Origin of the sequence: Bradyrhizobium sp. CCBAU 45321 (genome assembly GCF_028128975.1) — a bacterium.
Classification (GTDB): Bacteria; Pseudomonadota; Alphaproteobacteria; order Rhizobiales; family Xanthobacteraceae; genus Bradyrhizobium; species Bradyrhizobium yuanmingense.
Window position 1 is genome coordinate 1 of record NZ_LFKZ01000107.1, and the last position, 17,280, is coordinate 17,280.

The window sequence follows — 17,280 nt, forward strand, 5'->3', positions numbered from 1 at the left end:
CTAGCCACGAACTTCTTGGCTGCCGTCCATCTCGCCGCCATCGTTGCCTATTGGATCAATTGAGTCCGAGCCCTAGGAGTGCGACCGCGCGATAGTTCCGGTAGAATTTGGGTAGCTTGGATAGTCGCGATAGCGGAGGGTCAACAGGCCATCCTTCCGGTCGACAACAATCGCCTCGGCCCAACCGTATTCGGGAGATTCCTGGGCGATGACGAGATGCCCGGTCTCGATGAGTTCCCAGCTTTCGGGAGATCCCTTCTGAGGAGGCAGAGGGCCGCCGAGCTTGTCTCGCGGTACTGCGGCCGCGTCGTCCGAAATGCCCACGACGACTTCACTGTACAGGGCTTGGCGGATCTCAGGGACAGAGGCGGCACCGGTGGTTGGGAGTTTTCCAGCCGGGAGAGCGCCCGCCAAGCTGATTGAGTCGGCGGATTTCAGCTCGTATAGATTGAGCGCCGTCTCCTTCGATAGTTTGATGAGTTCCTCCTCGTTGGATGTGCGGTATCGCGCGCCGCGTGGCTTTTGGTTTTCATCGAAGCCGAGAACGATAAAGACCTTGGACCGGGACTTTGCTGCCTCCATTGCCTTCGCTGGAGGGGCCTTTGTTGCAGCGGCGGCACTTGATCTCGCCGGAAGAACGGCGGCCGCGAGCTCGTCGTACAAGCTGCGTTTGATGTAGGGCAGAAGCGCTCTGCCTTGGTCGTGAACGCGTCCGACCGGAATTTTCGCGCCGATTTCGACAAGGGCTGGTCGATCGACGTTGCAAACAGCCAGCTTGAGTGAGCGCGCGGCCTTTTTGGCTGCCGCTGCCTGGCGCTCCGGGAACCGGCCGGCCTTCGGCTTGCCGGTCGCGCCGATCCCGTAGACGATGATTGCCGAGGCGGAGAGTGTCTTCCGGGTCGTAATATTGGGCTTGGCGATTTCGCCCTCCTGAAAAGCCGAAGGGGCCCGATTTGGGCCCCTTTCTAAAACGGCGTTGTCGCTGGTCTTCCGGGATGGTCCCGGCAATGGCGGTCTTGTCATTGGACGTCTCCTTGGCTGAAGACGAGAAGAGTGTTCAAACCATCTCGTCGTAAGTATAATAAAGCAGAGTCGTCAAATCGCAATGATGTCAATACTTTAATTGCCGCAAAACTGCGCAGAAATAGAACGTCATTGCTGTAATTTTAGCGCTGTTTTGGCGCAATTACTGTAAACAATACACGACGAAAGATCGCATGACTTGCGATCATCAATATTGTTGCCGTTGCAGACGTTCAAACCGTCAGCAGCGCAGTAATGCCAAAGAGCGTGCTGAACAAAGCGCGGAAAATCCGCCGGAAAATCACCGTCAAACTGGCGCGCGTCGATCTGCGCCGAGACGCGCCGCAAGACCTCGGCGCAGCCGCCGTCTGCATAGCAACGGGGACCGTAAGGGTGAACCATGCCAAGTTGCTGCAAAATACCGGTTCGGACCAGAAAGTTGTGAACCAGCCGATCCACGACGATCATGGCACTGCCAACTGCATACCAATCAGGACGGCCCTCGCGATCCGCCATCAAGACGGATGAAAGCGTCATCGTCAGAACCTTGTCCGAAACCCCAAAAACATGACGGGTCGGACCGACTAACGCCTCTTGAGCGGACCCATCGCCAAGTTCGCCCGCCGCCGAGAGCTGGCCATCGATCCACCCAAAAAGATCGGAATCCGCGACATCTCTGACAAACAGAAAGAAGCTGAACGCAGTCTGGTTGAGATGGCCATTTCTCAGTGGAGCCTTGGGAACGGGGCACCGGCGGATATAACGGGGGTGGCTGCACGTGCGCCGAGTCTTGTCGTAGCGGCAGCTTTCGTAGGTCCAATAACTGTCTAACAGGGCGCAAGCGGGATCACGCACTATTTGGCTGATCTCATCCCAGGTGATGCCGCCATGGGCGTGAAGATAAGACGCGGCCACCCTGTCCGAGATCCCCTGGAAGCTGAAGGTCTCGACCATCCAGTCAAATAGCGGCGGTGTGTTTCGAGCGCGCACGATCTGATGGAGGTCCGGATCTGGTGAGCCGACGCCGATCTGAGGCGCCAACGAGGGCAGGCCAGCGCCATTTCGGCAGATGGCGATGATCAAGCTGGCCGCGGATCTGACCGCCGCTCCGGTGGGGTGCCGGGGTTGCGCCGGCACTGCCAATGATCGGGACTTCCCTAAATCAAAGATACCAGCCTCCTTTGGGCGTCGCTGTCACCATCAATATACCGCTCGGTCGTTTGGATCGAACGGTGGCCGGCCAGGAGCTGGACATCCCTTAGGGAGCCGCCGGCCTTGTGAACGAGGCGTGCGGCGCGCGTAATAAAGGTTCGTCGTCCGGAATGAGAGGAGCAGCCGCTGAGGCCAATCGCTTGAAACGCGCGATTGAACCAGACCACGATGCTGAGTGGCGTCATCGGTCCGCCGCGTTCCGATCGCGCGATTGGTCCGTTTCCCGGAGATAGCTTTCGTAAGGCGATGAGTGCCTGTCGCAGATCCTGTTGGACCGGGATTCGGCGGCCGTGTCGCCGTTTTGCGACGCTGTCCCGTACCTCGATTGTCGAGCCAATCTCGCCTTCGGCGCCTTCAACCATATCCCAGGTCAGCTTGGCAATCTCGGCGGCGCGCAGGCCTGCCTTCAGCGACAAGAGGACGATAGCGCGATTTCTATCCGGATGCCGGGTCGTGCCGGCGAAGAAGAGCAAATCTCGCGCCGCTTGATCAGAAAGTATCTTGGCTTGTTTGCCTGCCATGTCGATCAAACCGAATGCCAGATTCTAGCCGTTCGGCCGATCGCTGCAACACAATAAATGCTTATCAGTTCGTCGAGCGAAGAGCTTTCGGAAGAGATCAGCGCATCCGGATGAGAGGTGCTCGGCGACTGATGAGGCTTTGAGAGTTTGCTTAAGAGTGCGATCTGGATAGCTCGGGAGGCGAGATTACTCGATGTTGTAAATCATTATTGTAAACAAGAGAGGAGGGAGCCTTCCAAGGCAAGATCAGCTATCGCCCGTGAGGGGCTACGCACTCGGCATCCAGATGCGCACGGCCAGTACTTTGTCGCGGCCACTACGTCACCTGGCGAGTGAGGAGGTTGGATCTGAAACCAATCTCATCGAAGATGAGGTTAAGGAGCAGCGAGCATGGCTGCGCAAAATGGAACGACGTACGTGGAATTCGATAGTCGAACTGTATTTCCCTCTAAGCAACGTACAACAGGATCTTCTTCGAATCGGCTAGTAGACACGGACGTCAAGCTACGCTTCAAGAAATGAGAGGCCCGCTAGGTAGGGCGCGGACTCATTTATGCGCCGCCACAACCGGATTGACGCGAGTTGGAGAACGCAAGGTAGTGGGCGGCGAGCCTGCCGTAGCCACGCCGACGGCGTTGCTTGATCCCATTGAAGAACCGCTCAACCTTGGCTCGAATGGTTCACGTCATCAACGGAAACGTGAGCGTCGTTGTTGTGCCCGTGTCGGCACTTTGCTGCTGAACGTCGCCACCGATTTGTTTGGCAAGCGATGCGATCAGCTTAAGACCCGATCCATGCTCGTTCGATTTCTGGATGCCACACCCATTGTCGGATACTGTTAGACGGGCCTCGCCGTAGCCGACGCCGCCTACCAAGTGCACCTTGATCCTGCCGCCGTTCCGGTCGAATGCATGTTTAATGCTGTTCATTGCAGTCTCATTTAGGATGAGACCGACCGGCAATGCTCGGTCGATGCTCAGTTCGAGCTCGTCGCACTCGACATCGATTTCGACTCCTTCAACCTGCTGACGGATCGCGCTGCAAAGTGCGCGTATGTAAGATGATAGGTTTACATTATGGCCTTCGTGTCGAGGGGCGAGTTGATCATGCGCCAGCGAGATGGCGTTGATACGGCTAGCGACATGATCCAGCTCGCGATGAACCTCTGTGCTCTGATGCCGGCGCTTTTGGAGGGAGATAGAAGATAAAACGAGCTGAAAGTTATTCTTGACGCGATGTTGCATTTCCCGAAGTAGCACTTCTCGCCTTTGAGCTTCGGCGGCAGCAGCCATCAAACGCGCTTCTTCATCCGGCCGCGCATAGTGGCGAAGTACGGCTCCTATCAGCGCGGCAGCGGCGGTCAGAAAATCGCTCGTGTCCTCGGTGAACTCTCTCGCCTTGGTGCTGTCCACTTCGAGCACACCCCAGGCTGCACCATCTATAAGCACAGGAACGTTGGTCAACGAGATGATGCCATGCTCCTTCAGAAGATCCGAATGAATGTATTCTTGTTGTTCACCGAGATTCTGGACGGTGACGGGTTCTGCCGTCTGAAACGAGCGCCCGGGTGGAGAGCGTAGGTCGGCCGATAATGTCGCGGTCCCTACGACCCCATCCTTCCATCCCACACCTGCGACTAGGAGGAGATCTGAGGAGTGCGGACGATATTGGAGAATCTTTACGTGGTGTATCTCTACTGCGCGCGCGACTTGAACGACCGCTTGATTTAGAAAGCGATGCAGATCGACCTTTTCACCCCCGAGTCGCCCGATATCGACCAGAATGCGGATGTGGCGCCGGAGCCTATCCAGCGAGCCACCTTCGTTCATTCCGGGCGCCAGTTCTTTCATTTACTTCCAATGCCACGCACTCCGAAAAGTGCCAGGGACAGTTGCTGAAGCCAATCTCTTATCGGTCCAGTTCGCTTATTGCGCTGCCGCACGAATTTGGCCGCTATAGCGGACAAGGCCTACGTAGCAGCTACGGCCCATTGACGGTAAACAGCCTAGCACTCCCCAAGTCGAAGCCGAGTTCGCTTAGCTGGCTCGCAGCCGCACTTGAGCGCCCTTGCCGTCATTACTGCTCTAGTTCTCTGAGGATGCGGTCTCGATGCTACAGGTGCTGCATTTGAGAGGCCTTGAAATTATCGAGCAGCTTCCGCGCCTCGCCGGTGTCATAGCCCTGACGAACCATGAACCCTATCCGTCCCTCCTGCTCAAAGATGTGGCGCTTGCCTTGAGCTATGTGCCGCTCGGCTTCTTTCAAATGTCGGAGCTGCATCGCGCGGTCCATGCCACAGCTTATCACAAGGAAGATGATCTTGGCGCCCGGAAAATCCTGCTATTCTCAATCTTCCTCGGCATTATGTCGCGGCGCGTTGCTCCCAGGAAGGTACTCGGCGGGGGGTTTTTCAGGATTTCCGAACACTGCTCGACCCTCTCATGGGAGCGTTTAATCAGCTGCTCGTCGATCGTACGATCAATTCGATAGACAGGTTTTCGCTGTTTTTGCGGCATATAGCCTTCAACGGCCGCTCTGTCGGTCATGCAGATGACGAGGTCATTGTTCCGATCGCGACCGGCCGGCGCAGGAAAGCGGGCGACGAAGACCAATTTCTCAAACTGCTCCGGGGCCGCGATGAATCAAACTCGACAAAACTCAATGTGAGCATAATAGGTCTACTGCCAGGCGGATAGCTCCAAATCCCTAGGCGGGAATGCGGACATTCGCTAGCAAGATGTCGCGCACGCGCCGATCAGGGGCACGTCGCTCGGCCGGGATCCCCGCTGGCGTAACGAACCCCACGCGGCGAATCGTCGAACCGAGCTCGGAACAGGCGATTGAAATGCGAAAAATCCGAGAAGCCTACCTCGAGCGCGATATCGGAAATTAGCTGCGCGCTGACGCGCGCCTCGGTTAACAGTTTGAACGCAAGTTGGAGACGTAGCTCATTCACATGCCCGGTGAACGATGATCCTGATGACGCCATCAGGCGCTGCAGATAGCGAGGTGAAATGCCTTGGCGATGAGCGACCTCCTCGACGCTAAGCCCGGGCTTCTGAAAGTGTGCCGCGATGTAGTCGAGTACGGCGCTGTGGCGCGCGGCCACGATCGCACTCGCATCGCTCTCGCCCAAGGGAGCGCACTCGCTGACCGCGAGCGCAACAAGATCACAGGTGTGGGCTACGATCGCATCACGCAGCTTGGGGGCGGCCAGAGCCCCCTCCTTAAATGCTGACTTCAGATAGGCCATGAGGAGGCGGAGTGGTTCATTTCTCTGCGGAATCGGCCGCATGGCGAGGCTCTCGATATCTGCCACGCGCTGCGCAAGGGCCTCGCGGGGTACCGCGAGACCTAATAGCATTCCGTCGATATAGGTGACGGTAGCGGGTTCCGAATGCAGAATCGAGGTTGCGTCGCCGGCGCAAAGCTCGATGTCCCGCCCGCGCTGCGACAAGCGAGTTTTGCCGGGTAAGCAGACAATGAGGCCGATTGAGTCGTCGCCGTCAGCAACGCTCGCCCGCAAGCGCTTGAAGCACATGGGAGAGCCTCTCAGTGCGAGCGTGCGTAGACCCCGGAGTGCTTGCAATGTTGCGTCGGCTTGAAACGGAACGTTCGTTAGAGGTTCGATATCGACGTGAACTATTCCCCGCACAAACCTCTCGCGCCATAGTGGAAGTCGCATCCGCTCCGGATGCTCGCGCGTCGAGAATCGATGCGATACGAAAGTGGCAGCGTCCATAGACATGAGGATCTCCAGCCTTGATAAGCCACAATGTCAAATTGCGGCAGGCCAGCCGCCGGTATCCGTATTTTGCAATTCGCGCACCGACCATCTCCTCAGGTACGCAAGATTCCAAGAAGCTACTTCATTTGTCGGCTAGTCTCATTCACCTATGATTGATGCTGATGTGAACTGGCTCACGTGGCGGCCAGAAAATTACGGCAATTTCTGATTGCAAATGTAGCGTGCAAATATCTCCTTTTAGAGGAGATGATTGTAACTACTCTATTTCAAATTGCTGCCGTCGGATCCAGTTTGAACATCCCTGGCTGCAAGACTTTATCGCACTGCTCATCGCAGGCGGAAGTTCTGCAGAACAACACTGTCCTCTAATCCGGTCTCCTATCGTGCCTTGATCGCCGCATCACCTTAAGGTTCGTCGGACCCAATGACTTCCCGGCACTGTTCTTTTTTAGCTGCCGGATGAAATGGTCGAAATCTGTCACATGGGACGTCAACATGGTGATCAGGAAGAGGTTCGATCATGTCCATTATACTCGACATGCTTTACCGCGAGTACTGCCGGGCCCGCCTCACCGAGATGCGAAAGCAACTTTTGATACGGGGCGTTGGCGAAAAAATACCGGAAGCCCCTTGGGAAGACGATGACCCTCCCGACCCTGGCGCTCGGGACGGCTGGGCGACGAACGAGCCCTCATCATCCATCGGATAGCTGGAGCGCGTTATCATCGACCCTATGAGGCGCGGACGCGGGCCAACAGATGGACGATCGAACTCAAACCTCGAGGCGATTGTTCGGCGAGACTCCGCCGGAGTTCAGAGCGGCCGGCGGCGATCTGCGTATCGATGTCTATCGCGGGATCGCGTTATGGCGGATCTTTCTCGATCATGTCCCCAATAACATCGGGAGCTGGCTGACACCGCGCAACTACGGTTTCTGCGATGCCGCCGAGATCTTCATGTTCCTCTCGGGCGTTACCTGTGCGTTGGCCTACGGCAGGGTGCGTGAGCGCGAAGGCTGGAGCGGCATGATCGGCCGTTCGCTACGCCGGGGATGGGACATCTACGCGGCGTTTCTACTGCTTACACTTGCTTGCGCTATCCTGGTCTATCTTACGGGCAGCGATGATCTCGCCGACGGGAGCAATACGCGAATTCTGCTCGAACGTCCGGGTGCGACCCTCGCGCACGCCGCAATCCTGCAATACCGGCCTGTCAACACTGACGTCCTGCCGGTTTTTGTGATTTTTCACGTGCTGTTCGCGCCGCTGCTGTGGCTGCTGCTGCGAGCGCAGAACGTCACGCTTGGGGTGTCCTTGTCGCTCTACGCGCTAGTGCACGTCTTTGATTGGAGCGTTCCGGCCTGGCCCAACGGCGTCTGGTTCTTCAATCCGCTGGCTTGGCAGTTTCTGATCGTGCTGGGCGCATGGTGCGTCATTGAGGGAGAGAAATTCCGGCCGTGGGTGATGGCGCGCTTGACGCTTATTCTGGCCGTTTCTCTATCTAGTTTTCGGCCTGGTTCTTGCTCAGAGTTGGAGGATCGAGCCGCTGGTCTCGCAAACTTTGAGGGACCTGCTATTTCCACCGGACAAATCGAATCTCAGTCCGATACGGCTGCTGCATTTTGTCGCTCTTGCAATTGTGGCGCTACGATTCATTCCGCGGAATTGGGAGGGGCTATCGACGCCGGTGCTGAGCTGCGCGAAGTGCTGTGGCGAGAATTCGCTGCCGATCTATTGTTTCGGCGTCCTTCTGGCGCTCGCCAGCCATCTTGCGCTGCTCGACCTCTCGAAGGGCCTTGCGATGCAGATCGTAGTCAGTGTTGCCGGAGTGCTGATGATGATCGGCATCGCGCGGTTACTGAACGCGATGGGCATCCGGCGCGAGCGGAAGTCAGCGGGGACGCAATCGATCGGGCAAGTTCCGCCGGTTCGCTAAACTGGTAAATTGCGGGTGGAGCACGGAGAGCAGCTCTTGCCCTTTCGATGCCGTCCACGATCTGTCAAACATCCGCTCCATGTCGAGAGCGGACAAGCTCCACATCATTGGATTAACCTAACGCTCAACCATCCTTTCTTTTCAGGGCAGTGCGAACTGAGAAACTCGATAAACTGGTGCATATTGCCGTTCCAGCCGCGTTCCGCAGCAAAGGCCCGACCTTCCTTCGAGAAGGCGAGGCCTGCAGGCGTGGTCACCTCGCTGGAAGCGTAAACCACGGGCCATTCGACGTCCTCGACAGCTGGCAGTATCGGGGTCGAATACAAGACGGGCGAGGAAACCCGTTCGCTGGTGGGTTTGCCAGAATTATCACCGGGCCGGCGTGGCAGGACACGCCCGCGCAGCGGTTTGTCCGCTCGTGGTATAACGACCCGGCCATCCTCAGCTATAATCAGTTCACGGCTTCGCGGTCGACCACGTCCGCGAGTTTTACAGAGGTGAACAGCGAGATTCGAATCGAGGCGTTGATCTGGAGCGGCGGAACCTGGGACGTCATGGAAGGCGTTGCCGGCTTCAGCAACAGCACGGTAAGCACCAACAGTTTTTCCGCCATCGGAATCGACAGCACGACGACACCCGAGCCAAACGGCGTGCTCTTGACCTTGTTGGGGACTGGTGTTGGCGGAATGTCGGTCGGCGCTTCTGCGCGCAGCATAAAAACAGGGCTCCTTACTCGGGTAGTAAGCGGGCGGATCGGCGCCATCTGCTCGAAATCGCCCGAGCCGACGCGCTTGCCTGCAGGCTAGACGACCACGCCGCCCGGCTATAGCTTGTTGAAGCCATGGGCGTTGGCGCGCCACTAGGAGCGACCGCGCACCCTAGCTTTGATTTGAAAACGGAGAACTGAAAGTGGCTATTGGTACTGTGAAATGATTCAACCCGACAAAGGGCTACGGGTTCATTCAACCGGATTCGGGCGGCAATGACGTCTTTGTCCACATCTCCGCGGTTGAGAAGGCTGGTTTTACTTCGCTCGCAGAGGGCGCAAAGTCAGCTTCGACATCGTGAAAAATCGCGGAAAAGACTCAGCGGAAAATTTGCGGATCGGGTGACGCACCCAGCATTCGATCCAACGGATTCGCGGCGTCCAATGTCCGACGTCGCCCGTGCGTCGCTGCATAAAGCCCTAGCTCGACAGAATGTCGCCGCCGATTCAGGTAGGTGCCCGGCAGACTTTTCGCCCATACAACTTGAGGCGCGTGGGCTACACTCCCCACGGGAAGCGCGGTCAGCTTCTTTCGCCGCTGAGGCTGGCCCGAGGTTAGCGGCGCGCGGCAGGGACAGCACTCGTGCCGAGTCACGTGCCGCTAACTTCACCGGCAGCGCGGGCGGGGTAGGGACAGCGTCTGATCCAACGCAACCGAACAGCGCCGAGTCTCGCCCGCACTGCCTGCGATCTGTGATCGACAATCATCACGGAAATTCAGGGAGCGAAAGGAGATTGTCCGGTTGAATTCGGTCCACTGTTGTCTTGATGTACTTGTGTCTCCGTCGGTAGCGACGATGACCTCAACAGTGACGCCTGATTCTTCGACGTAGTACTCCCACTCGCGGCTTTCGAGGTTTCGGATAGTCTTCTTAACGGATAGCTTCCATCGCGTTCCGTCTGAATTTAGCCCGCCGACATTTTTGATTCTCTCGTGTGCGCTTCGCCTGTCAGTCTTGTTTATGCAACGAATGCGTACGCGTTTGGCCATGCGGTGTCTCCCATCTCTGCAAGCCTGAGGCACTAGCTTAGAGACTGGTCGTGGAGGAGGGGACGGCCAACTCTGGCAGTTGTGCCGCGGCTTTTTGCGGTGGATGTATCCTACCGTCAGCCTTCTTCCGTCGCTGAGGCTGGCGGTGGAGTTAGCGGCGCGTGGTAGGGACAGCGCTTCTTCTCTCAGATGAGCGCCGAGTCACGTGACCGCTAACTTCTACCATGGTGCCCAAATGGACGGTGAGACAACGTCGGCCAGTCCGGCAGACGACGCGCTTGTACGCTGGCTGGCTTCACACGCTCAAAGGAAGTGGCCCAGCTAAACGGACCGTAAGCGCTCAGCCGGGGTGTCAATCGGCCCTTTAATTGCGGTTTGATGTCAAGCCACCTCCTTGCTTCCCTGCTCTCCACTTGGCACGGCGGTAGCGCTTGCTCCCTTGGAGCTGGTCGGGTTGCGGAGACGGGGCGAGCGCGGCTTATCTACGATTGTTAGCCGTTGATGCATCGCTGGGGTCATGGTCCTTTCCGAGGTCGCTAAGCGCCTCACGATGATGTCCGGGTCGTGTGCCTCAACGTGTTGGGCGGAGTGCGGTAGCAACCGCCACCAGCCGATTGACGGAGGTCACCACGACCACCGTCCCAGCGGGACATCGCCAGCCCGGCGGACTAGGAATTCACGAGACGAGATTAGGCGGGCTTCGCCTGGCCCCAGTCGAACGACGTTCCGTCGACCCAGATGCAATGGAGAATCACGGCGATCTTCCGAGCAATGGCGACCTTCGCCTTCTTCGCGCCAATTCGCTTTGCGAGCTTCATTCCCCAAGCCTTAAGCGAGGACCATTTTTTCGTCCGATAAAGCAGAACGGTCGCCGCTTCGAACAGGTAGCTTCGGAGAAGCCGGTCGCCCCATCGCGATATCTTGCCAGTGATGTCAGTTTCGCCAGATTGGTTCCGGCGAGGGGTAAGGCCCAGATAGGCGCCGACCGTCGAAGCCGATCGGAAGCGCGAGGGGTCATCGATCGTGTGGCGGAACGTTAGGGCCGTCACGACACCGACCCCCGGGACCGTCATCAGGCGAGGCGTCGTCTCGTCCAGCTTTGCCAACCGGCGGACCTCGTTGTCGAATTTACCTTGTTGTTGACAAACGTTCTCATGGATCGAGAGCAGCGGCGATATCACGCTGAGAAGCAAATGATCGACGCCCAAGAGTTCGCTGACCTGGTTGCGGAACTGTTGGCCGATCGCGCGAGGGAATAGCAATCCACATTCCTTGATCAAGCTGCGAACCTGGTTCTCGATGTCTCGGCGCATGGACACTAGCCGAGATCTGGCGACAGGATCGCTCGGATCTTCTGGCTTTCCGCACTTTTGACTTTGACCTCTCGATAACGTCCAACCCGCACCAGTTCGGCAAGGCCTCGCGCATCATTCTGATCGCTCTTGTTCATTCGGACCGACAAGGCTGCGTGCGCATGCCGAGCGTCGATGCAGACCACCGGAAGCTCGACCCTGCGGAGTTCATGCCATAGCCAACTCGCCATCGCACCGGTCTGGAAGCCGATACGCTCGGCATGAGGCGCATGTTTGCTAAGCAGATCAGTCAAGGCACCAGGATTAGGCCTTGGCTTTTCCTTCGAAGATTACTTGACCAGTCTCGTTGACACCGCACACAGCGGTTTCTCTCTGTGAGACGTCCACCCCGACGTACTGCTTCATGGGAGCTCCTTCGAATCATTTGATTGCGAGGGCTCAACGATAACGGAGGTTGTCTGCCACGAGCGCCGACCGCAATTACGTCATCGTGTTCAAATTTTGCCCCCCTAAGCTGGGGGATCGGCGTCCAAAATTACCGGCCACCACGGCCGGCCAACGACAACGGCTGAGATTTGTCGGCCTCACGTCGCAACATGAGCAAGGCGTCTAAATCGGCTGGTGCGGAGACCTGTTGCCATGAAGATGCCCCGATGGAGAGAAGCTAATTGTCCTAACGCTCACGGATATCTCGAAACGCCTGCAACGCAAACCTGAAGGAGATGTCCCGATCGCTGTTGAACTACGTCGGGCCGACGTTGCCGGAACGAATGATTACGCGGCCCTCGTGACATGGGCAATGGGCTTGATCGTCATGCGATCGTGGTGAGCTTGAAGGGCCGCACGCAGAACCGACAATTGCTTATGCGCCTTCAATCGCCGGAAGCCCTTGTTGGCGTCGATCATGCCGGCCGCGACCCATCGCAAGGCCATACCGGCATCCCGCCAGCGTTTGACGTTGCGCGTGACGCGGCGAATGGTGCCCATCATGTTCTCGGCGATGTTGGTACAGGCGAGCGATCGACGAAGCTCCTTCGGCAGCTTCAACCGGACGACGGTCAGGATTTCGTCGAGGCCTTCGAGGATGCTCGCCGCTACGCCGGCCATTGCTGGTCGAGTCGACGCGCGAGATTGCGGATCAATTTTTCAGCCTTGTCGGCGTCATCGAGCTCCCAGGCCTGGCGCAGCACGCGACGGGTGGCCGCATGATGCTCTTTCGGCAGGCGTTCCATGATGTTGCGCGCCTTGTGGATCTGGCAGCGCTGGATCGCAGCGGCCGAACCAAAGGTGCGGCGGATCGCCTTCGACAACGCCTTCGCGCCGTCGGCGATGAACAGTCTTGGCACCGTCGGGGCGAGCCCGCGCGAGACCAGGTTGTCCAGCAGGGCCTGAACCGTTGCGGCATTCTCGGTCGCCCCTTCCACCAGCGCCAGCGGATGCTTGTTGCCTTCGCCGTCAACCCCGATCGCGGCGACCAGCACGAGATCGTCGCCGACAGGCCGAATACCCCATCTGACTCAAAATTCATGAGTTGAGGTTGGCGGATCTGGCGATGCGGCGCACCAGTTGTCGGGTCGACGCAATAAAGAGCCATGCTTCGGCCGAGGTGATAGAGGTCTCCCAATCCTTGGCTAGACGTCGGCAGCGGTTGAGCCATGCCAACGTGCGTTCGACGTCCCAGCGTCGGGCAACAATAACGAAGCCCTTTGCGTCATCCGGGCGGTGGGTCCGTCGAGTTTCCGGAGCGCGTTTTCAAGTTTTTCGTCGGCATAGCCGCGGTCAGCAAACAAGTGTGCAATTGTCGGCGCACCGTCTCGATCCTGAACATTGGCCGGGTGCACGATGGCACTCAGCACATTTCCTTGTGTATCGGTGACGATGTGGCGCTTGCGACCTTTGATCTTCTTGCCCGCATCAAAGCCGCTGGCCCTCCGCTCTCGGCCATCTTGACCGTTTGGCTGTCGATGATCGCCGCCGTTGGTTGCGGCTCCCGTCCAGCAAGCTTACGCACAATTTCAACCAAGGCTTCATTTATCAAATCCAGCACGCCGCTGTCGCGCAGGCGGGCGCGATCTTGGGCTTCGTCGCAAAGCCCTCATCGCTCGGTACATGCGCTGCCTTCAGGCGAGCGGGGTCGTCCGTCCATTCCTTTGGCAAATAGAGCGCCCGGTCGATGAAGGCGTGACCATGCCGCGACACATAGGAGGCGAACACTCCGATCTGGCAATTGGTGATCTTGCCCGCCGAGCCAGTGTACTGGCGTGCGACCCCGCACGAGGTCTTGCCCTGTTTCAAAAAGCCGGTCTCATCGATGACCAGGACCGCGTCCTCATCGCCAAGTGTTTCCAGTGCGTACTCACGCACAATGTCGCGCAGCGCATCGGCATCCCACTGTCCTCGGCCCAGGATCGCCTGCTGGCGCCACGGGCCTGGATCGCCGGCCGCTTCCGCCCGCATCCAACCCGTCTTGCGCGGCTCATTGCCCAACAGTCCGTCGAGAAACTGCCCCGCCGAGGCCGCGACCCGCTCCTGCGTAAACAGCGGACGGATGCGTTGCTTGGCATCTCGCAACGACGAAGCCCACAGCGTCAGCGTATCTTCAACCGACGCGCCACCAATCATCATATCCCGAATCATGGTCGCCCATGGATTCAGAACCTTCAATAAAATGCAACTGTAATGCTAGCCTAAGATCCCACCGGTCTCCGCAAGCATTGGCGGCCATGAAGGGATCAATCTACCTCAACCGATGCAAGGCCACTATCTGGTCCTGGTCAGTTGGCGCTTGATCTTCTGATAGGTCGCCGGATCGACATACGCGTTGATGACGTCCAAGACTTCCTGAAGAATTTCCTCCCTCAAGCGCGCCTTGAGCGCCGTCAACTTATCGTCTTCTTCGAGGAAGCGTCCCACCAGCATCCGCGCTTGCGTCTCGACGGACTTGGCGGCGTCCTTGAGCAACACCGATTTTTGGCGATACGGGTGACCCTCGTCGACGGCCGCTCGCGTCGAGATCGTCGACGATCTTCAGCGCCGACGCAGCGCGCCGGCGCAGCCTCCTCGCCGAATTCATCAGTTCGACGACCTGATCGTACGACGACCTAGTGCTTTCGGCGAGGCTGTTGCCTCGCTTCACCAGATCGCCGGTGTCGTTGACGACCCTTTCGACGTCGAGCTGTCCCCGTTGCGAGGCCGTATATGCCTCCGATGCCAAGGGCGCGCAAACGGTCGTGATCACTTCCGACTGGATGTCCAGCCACGCACCGCTCTCCTCGAAGCCGTCCCGCCGCGCGTTGGGAATTACGCTCTCGGGATTGATGTAGATCTCGCCGACCTAGCCTAGTAGGTGCTGAACCTTCCGTAGGATGGCTTGACCTTCGTGAAGAGCCTCTCCGATATCTCCGTCCCTCGACTTGAATGTTGCGGACCCGCACCCGAAGACCGCGCGTGCGCCAATTCGTCACCGCCGCGGATTCGCTCATCCTGCCAACCCAGGCCCAGTAGCGGCTTTCGCCTCCGCTGAAATACTCGATGGACTCGAGCTCCATCGTTCCGTTCGCGTGTTCGTAGGAATCGCCGTACGGCTTGAACACCTGCTCTGTTTTTCCATCGGCCACAATGACGAAGACGTCAATGGTCTCCAACGCACCGCCGAAGTTGGTGCGGTAGCGTCGTCAGCTTTCAGTAAGCTAGCCCCGATACAGAATCGTTTGAGTTTAACGGGGGCGTGGCAGCGACAGCGCATGAGCTGAAGGACCACCATGCGCCGAGTCACGCTTACGCTAAGCTCATTGGCGGTGCGGGCGGGGCAGGGACTAGCTGCCCGGTTTCAGTCCCCGGTCGGTTGACTCCAAGCCGCGCCCGCACTGCTTCCGGCCCACGGGCTAGGCCCCGTTATCATGGTTATGCCGCGTTCTGCGAGCGATGCGCTCCCGGTCAGCTTCTTTCGCTGCTTTGAGGCCGGCCGTGTGGGGAGTTAGCGCTGTCCCCGCCAGACCCCGCTAACTTTCCCGCTGTTTAAATCGAAAGGGCTACCACCTTGAGCGGCCTGTCGACCCGGGACCGGTGTGATCCTTTAGGCCATCGATGACCTTGAGCGCGGCTTCGAGTTCATCTCGAAGATGCTTCGTAATCCGCAGAACGCCGCTCGCAAGCTCCTCACGGCTGATTTCTGCACCGTGAGCGACTTTTTGCTCCAGGTCGCGTATAGCTTCGTCGATCGTGTGCAGCGAGAATGTGCTAGGCATCGTCCGGCTCCGTCGTGATTAAGGGGCCGGCATCCGCCGAACCACGGCGTAAAAGGCGTCCGCTACACGGTTGAGTAAAGCGGGTGGCGTTGCGGGAAAATCTGTCCCCATCTCGCGTCTGAGCGCCTCGAATTCGGATAAGGTCGAAAGAGGGCAATCCGCTACCGCGTTCATTTTTGAGCAGATAACTTCGACCCGGGATCGCCAATCGGCCAGCTGTTCTTCAGTTCGCTGTGGCCCGTACGTGTCTTCTGCCGGTGTATGGCTTGGCCTACGGACGTAATCCGTGAATGCTTGGATTGCCGCTACCACTTCCGTCCTGGGCACGGCGCTTACTCCTATGAGTGGAGCCAGCTCGACAATGGCAGGCCCAGCGCTCTGATGTGGCATGCCCGCGGGGGCGCGGCAACCCACTGGTGCTGATAGGTGCCCTCCGGTACTTTTCAACGATATTGCTTTGTTGGCCCCTTGGGATTAGCCCGGTCAGCCTTGCCAATCCACGGGCGAAGGCTGGCCGCCGAAGTCTGAGGCACGTGATAGGGACAGCGCGCTGCCGCGAGCTTTACGGCAGCGCGGGTGTGGCAGGGACAGCGGCGCTCGCATTGTCGGCGCCGAGGCGCGCCCGCGCTGCTTCAATCGCGGGCTAAGCCCCGTTACGGTAGTTATGCTCGTTCTGCGAGCGATAAGCTCAGGTCAGCTTATTTCGCTGCTTGAGGCTGGCCGTGTGGGGAGTTAGCGCTGTCTCCGCCCCGCTAGCTTTCCCGCTGTTTAGATCGAAGGGGCCACCCACCTCGAGCGGCCTGCCGAACCGGGGCCGGTGTGATCCTTTAGACTATCGATTACCTTGAGCGGAGCTTCGAGTTCATCTCAAAGATGCTTCGAAATCCGCAGAACGCCGCTCGCAAGCTCCTCATGGCTGATTTCTGCACCGTAAGCGACTTTTTGCTCCAGGTCGCGTATAGCGTTGTCGATCTTGTGCGGCGAGAACGTGCTGGGCATCATCCGGCTCCCCGTCTACAAGGTTATCTCTACGAACCCCAGGAAGACGAGCCGCTTGCCGAGACCGAGGACTTTCTCTGCAATGCCCACCTCGATATTCCAGCGGCCGTCGAGGCGCTGGGTCCAATACTGAATGGCGCTGCGCACGCACCTGCTGATCCCTGCCACGTGGGAGCTCATACCGGTTACGTCTTGTCCAGCCACGACGGCAGTTAACCCGACATGACACTGTTCGGTTGAAGACGCCCAATATGTTCGGAGCCTGACACAAAAATGCGAGGCCGCCGCCGGGCCGGCGCAAAGCGCATGAATTGTCTTTGCCAAGGCTGGCACGTCAGTTGCTGTGGGTCGGCGAGGGTTCAGTTCACTGAGTGTACTTCACTGCTGCAGAACTGCTTTGATGGCGATAAGAATGCCCTCGTCGTTTCCGGGAAGTATGGCAAGACCAAACGGCCCGGGACAGATCCGAATGACGCGATTCTGGCCGCAGAGCAATTGCGTGAACGCGGGGGGGCTACCAACAAG

13 protein-coding genes and 7 pseudogenes are annotated in these 17,280 nt (G+C 58.4%); 4 read left to right on the forward strand and 16 right to left on the reverse strand.

Features of this window, described 5'->3' with window-relative positions:
* Positions 1-72: 72 nt before the first annotated feature.
* The 4 genes from ACM43_RS12450 to ACM43_RS12465 all read right to left on the reverse strand — a co-directional run bounded on the left by ACM43_RS12450 (position 73) and on the right by ACM43_RS12465 (position 4,606).
* Positions 73-1,023: a hypothetical protein gene (locus ACM43_RS12450; RefSeq protein ID WP_036031933.1), complete on the reverse strand. Its 951-nt coding sequence runs from the start codon at positions 1,021-1,023 to the stop codon at positions 73-75.
* A 129-nt stretch (positions 1,024-1,152) separates the two neighbouring features.
* Positions 1,153-2,106 carry a hypothetical protein gene (locus ACM43_RS12455; RefSeq protein ID WP_244429426.1) on the reverse strand — a complete coding sequence of 318 codons (954 nt, stop codon included), beginning with the start codon at positions 2,104-2,106 and terminating at the stop codon, positions 1,153-1,155.
* Between the two features lie 74 nt (positions 2,107-2,180).
* The gene (locus ACM43_RS12460; RefSeq protein WP_036031936.1) at positions 2,181-2,756 is read right to left on the reverse strand and encodes a tyrosine-type recombinase/integrase; all 576 of its coding nucleotides are present in this window, start codon (positions 2,754-2,756) and stop codon (positions 2,181-2,183) included.
* Positions 2,757-3,436: 680 nt separating this feature from the next.
* Positions 3,437-4,606 carry a sensor histidine kinase gene (locus ACM43_RS12465; RefSeq protein ID WP_036031931.1) on the reverse strand — a complete coding sequence of 390 codons (1,170 nt, stop codon included), beginning with the start codon at positions 4,604-4,606 and terminating at the stop codon, positions 3,437-3,439.
* A gap of 259 nt (positions 4,607-4,865) precedes the next feature.
* On the opposite strand from ACM43_RS12465, the gene ACM43_RS12470 reads away from it, so the two are divergent.
* A complete protein-coding gene (locus tag ACM43_RS12470; RefSeq protein WP_157786093.1) occupies positions 4,866-5,246 on the forward strand; it encodes a hypothetical protein in 381 nt (126 codons plus the stop codon).
* Between the two features lie 265 nt (positions 5,247-5,511).
* On the opposite strand, the gene ACM43_RS12475 is transcribed toward ACM43_RS12470, so the two are convergent.
* Entirely contained in the window at positions 5,512-6,504 is a 993-nt protein-coding gene (locus ACM43_RS12475; RefSeq protein WP_036031925.1) for an AraC family transcriptional regulator, read from the reverse strand.
* A gap of 758 nt (positions 6,505-7,262) precedes the next feature.
* On the opposite strand from ACM43_RS12475, the pseudogene ACM43_RS12480 reads away from it, so the two are divergent.
* Positions 7,263-7,937: pseudogene (locus tag ACM43_RS12480) on the forward strand (OpgC family protein); the annotation flags it as partial.
* Between the two features lie 112 nt (positions 7,938-8,049).
* On the forward strand, positions 8,050-8,439 hold the full coding sequence (opgC, locus tag ACM43_RS12485; RefSeq protein ID WP_244429427.1) for an OpgC domain-containing protein: 390 nt from the start codon (positions 8,050-8,052) through the stop codon (positions 8,437-8,439).
* A gap of 451 nt (positions 8,440-8,890) precedes the next feature.
* Here opgC and ACM43_RS12490 read toward each other — a convergent pair whose 3' ends face one another.
* Positions 8,891-9,154 (reverse strand): hypothetical protein, encoded by a 264-nt coding sequence (locus tag ACM43_RS12490; protein WP_036031923.1) that lies wholly within the window; start codon positions 9,152-9,154, stop codon positions 8,891-8,893.
* Positions 9,155-9,399: 245 nt separating this feature from the next.
* Here ACM43_RS12490 and ACM43_RS12495 point away from each other — a divergent pair.
* Positions 9,400-9,551: pseudogene (locus ACM43_RS12495) on the forward strand (cold-shock protein).
* Between the two features lie 361 nt (positions 9,552-9,912).
* Here ACM43_RS12495 and ACM43_RS38910 read toward each other — a convergent pair.
* From ACM43_RS38910 to ACM43_RS12540, 10 genes and pseudogenes are all read right to left on the reverse strand, one after another.
* Positions 9,913-9,963 carry a hypothetical protein gene (locus ACM43_RS38910; RefSeq protein WP_338107408.1) on the reverse strand — a complete coding sequence of 17 codons (51 nt, stop codon included), beginning with the start codon at positions 9,961-9,963 and terminating at the stop codon, positions 9,913-9,915.
* Between the two features lie 83 nt (positions 9,964-10,046).
* Positions 10,047-10,196 (reverse strand): annotated as a pseudogene (locus ACM43_RS38915) (DUF3892 domain-containing protein); the annotation flags it as partial.
* 689 nt (positions 10,197-10,885) lie between these two features.
* Positions 10,886-11,914: pseudogene (locus ACM43_RS12505) on the reverse strand (IS110 family transposase).
* Between the two features lie 369 nt (positions 11,915-12,283).
* Positions 12,284-13,005: pseudogene (locus ACM43_RS12510) on the reverse strand (IS256 family transposase); the annotation flags it as partial.
* Between the two features lie 28 nt (positions 13,006-13,033).
* Positions 13,034-13,568 (reverse strand): annotated as a pseudogene (locus tag ACM43_RS12515) (transposase); the annotation flags it as partial.
* A 2-nt stretch (positions 13,569-13,570) separates the two neighbouring features.
* Positions 13,571-14,146 (reverse strand): annotated as a pseudogene (locus ACM43_RS12520) (IS701 family transposase); the annotation flags it as partial.
* 123 nt (positions 14,147-14,269) lie between these two features.
* The gene (locus tag ACM43_RS12525) at positions 14,270-14,473 is read right to left on the reverse strand and encodes a hypothetical protein (RefSeq protein ID WP_157786062.1); all 204 of its coding nucleotides are present in this window, start codon (positions 14,471-14,473) and stop codon (positions 14,270-14,272) included.
* Between the two features lie 1,067 nt (positions 14,474-15,540).
* Positions 15,541-15,756 (reverse strand): hypothetical protein, encoded by a 216-nt coding sequence (locus ACM43_RS12530; protein ID WP_036031483.1) that lies wholly within the window; start codon positions 15,754-15,756, stop codon positions 15,541-15,543.
* Between the two features lie 867 nt (positions 15,757-16,623).
* Entirely contained in the window at positions 16,624-16,755 is a 132-nt protein-coding gene (locus tag ACM43_RS12535; protein WP_271540336.1) for a hypothetical protein, read from the reverse strand.
* A gap of 15 nt (positions 16,756-16,770) precedes the next feature.
* Positions 16,771-16,923: a hypothetical protein gene (locus ACM43_RS12540; protein WP_157786061.1), complete on the reverse strand. Its 153-nt coding sequence runs from the start codon at positions 16,921-16,923 to the stop codon at positions 16,771-16,773.
* Positions 16,924-17,280 lie beyond the last annotated feature (357 nt).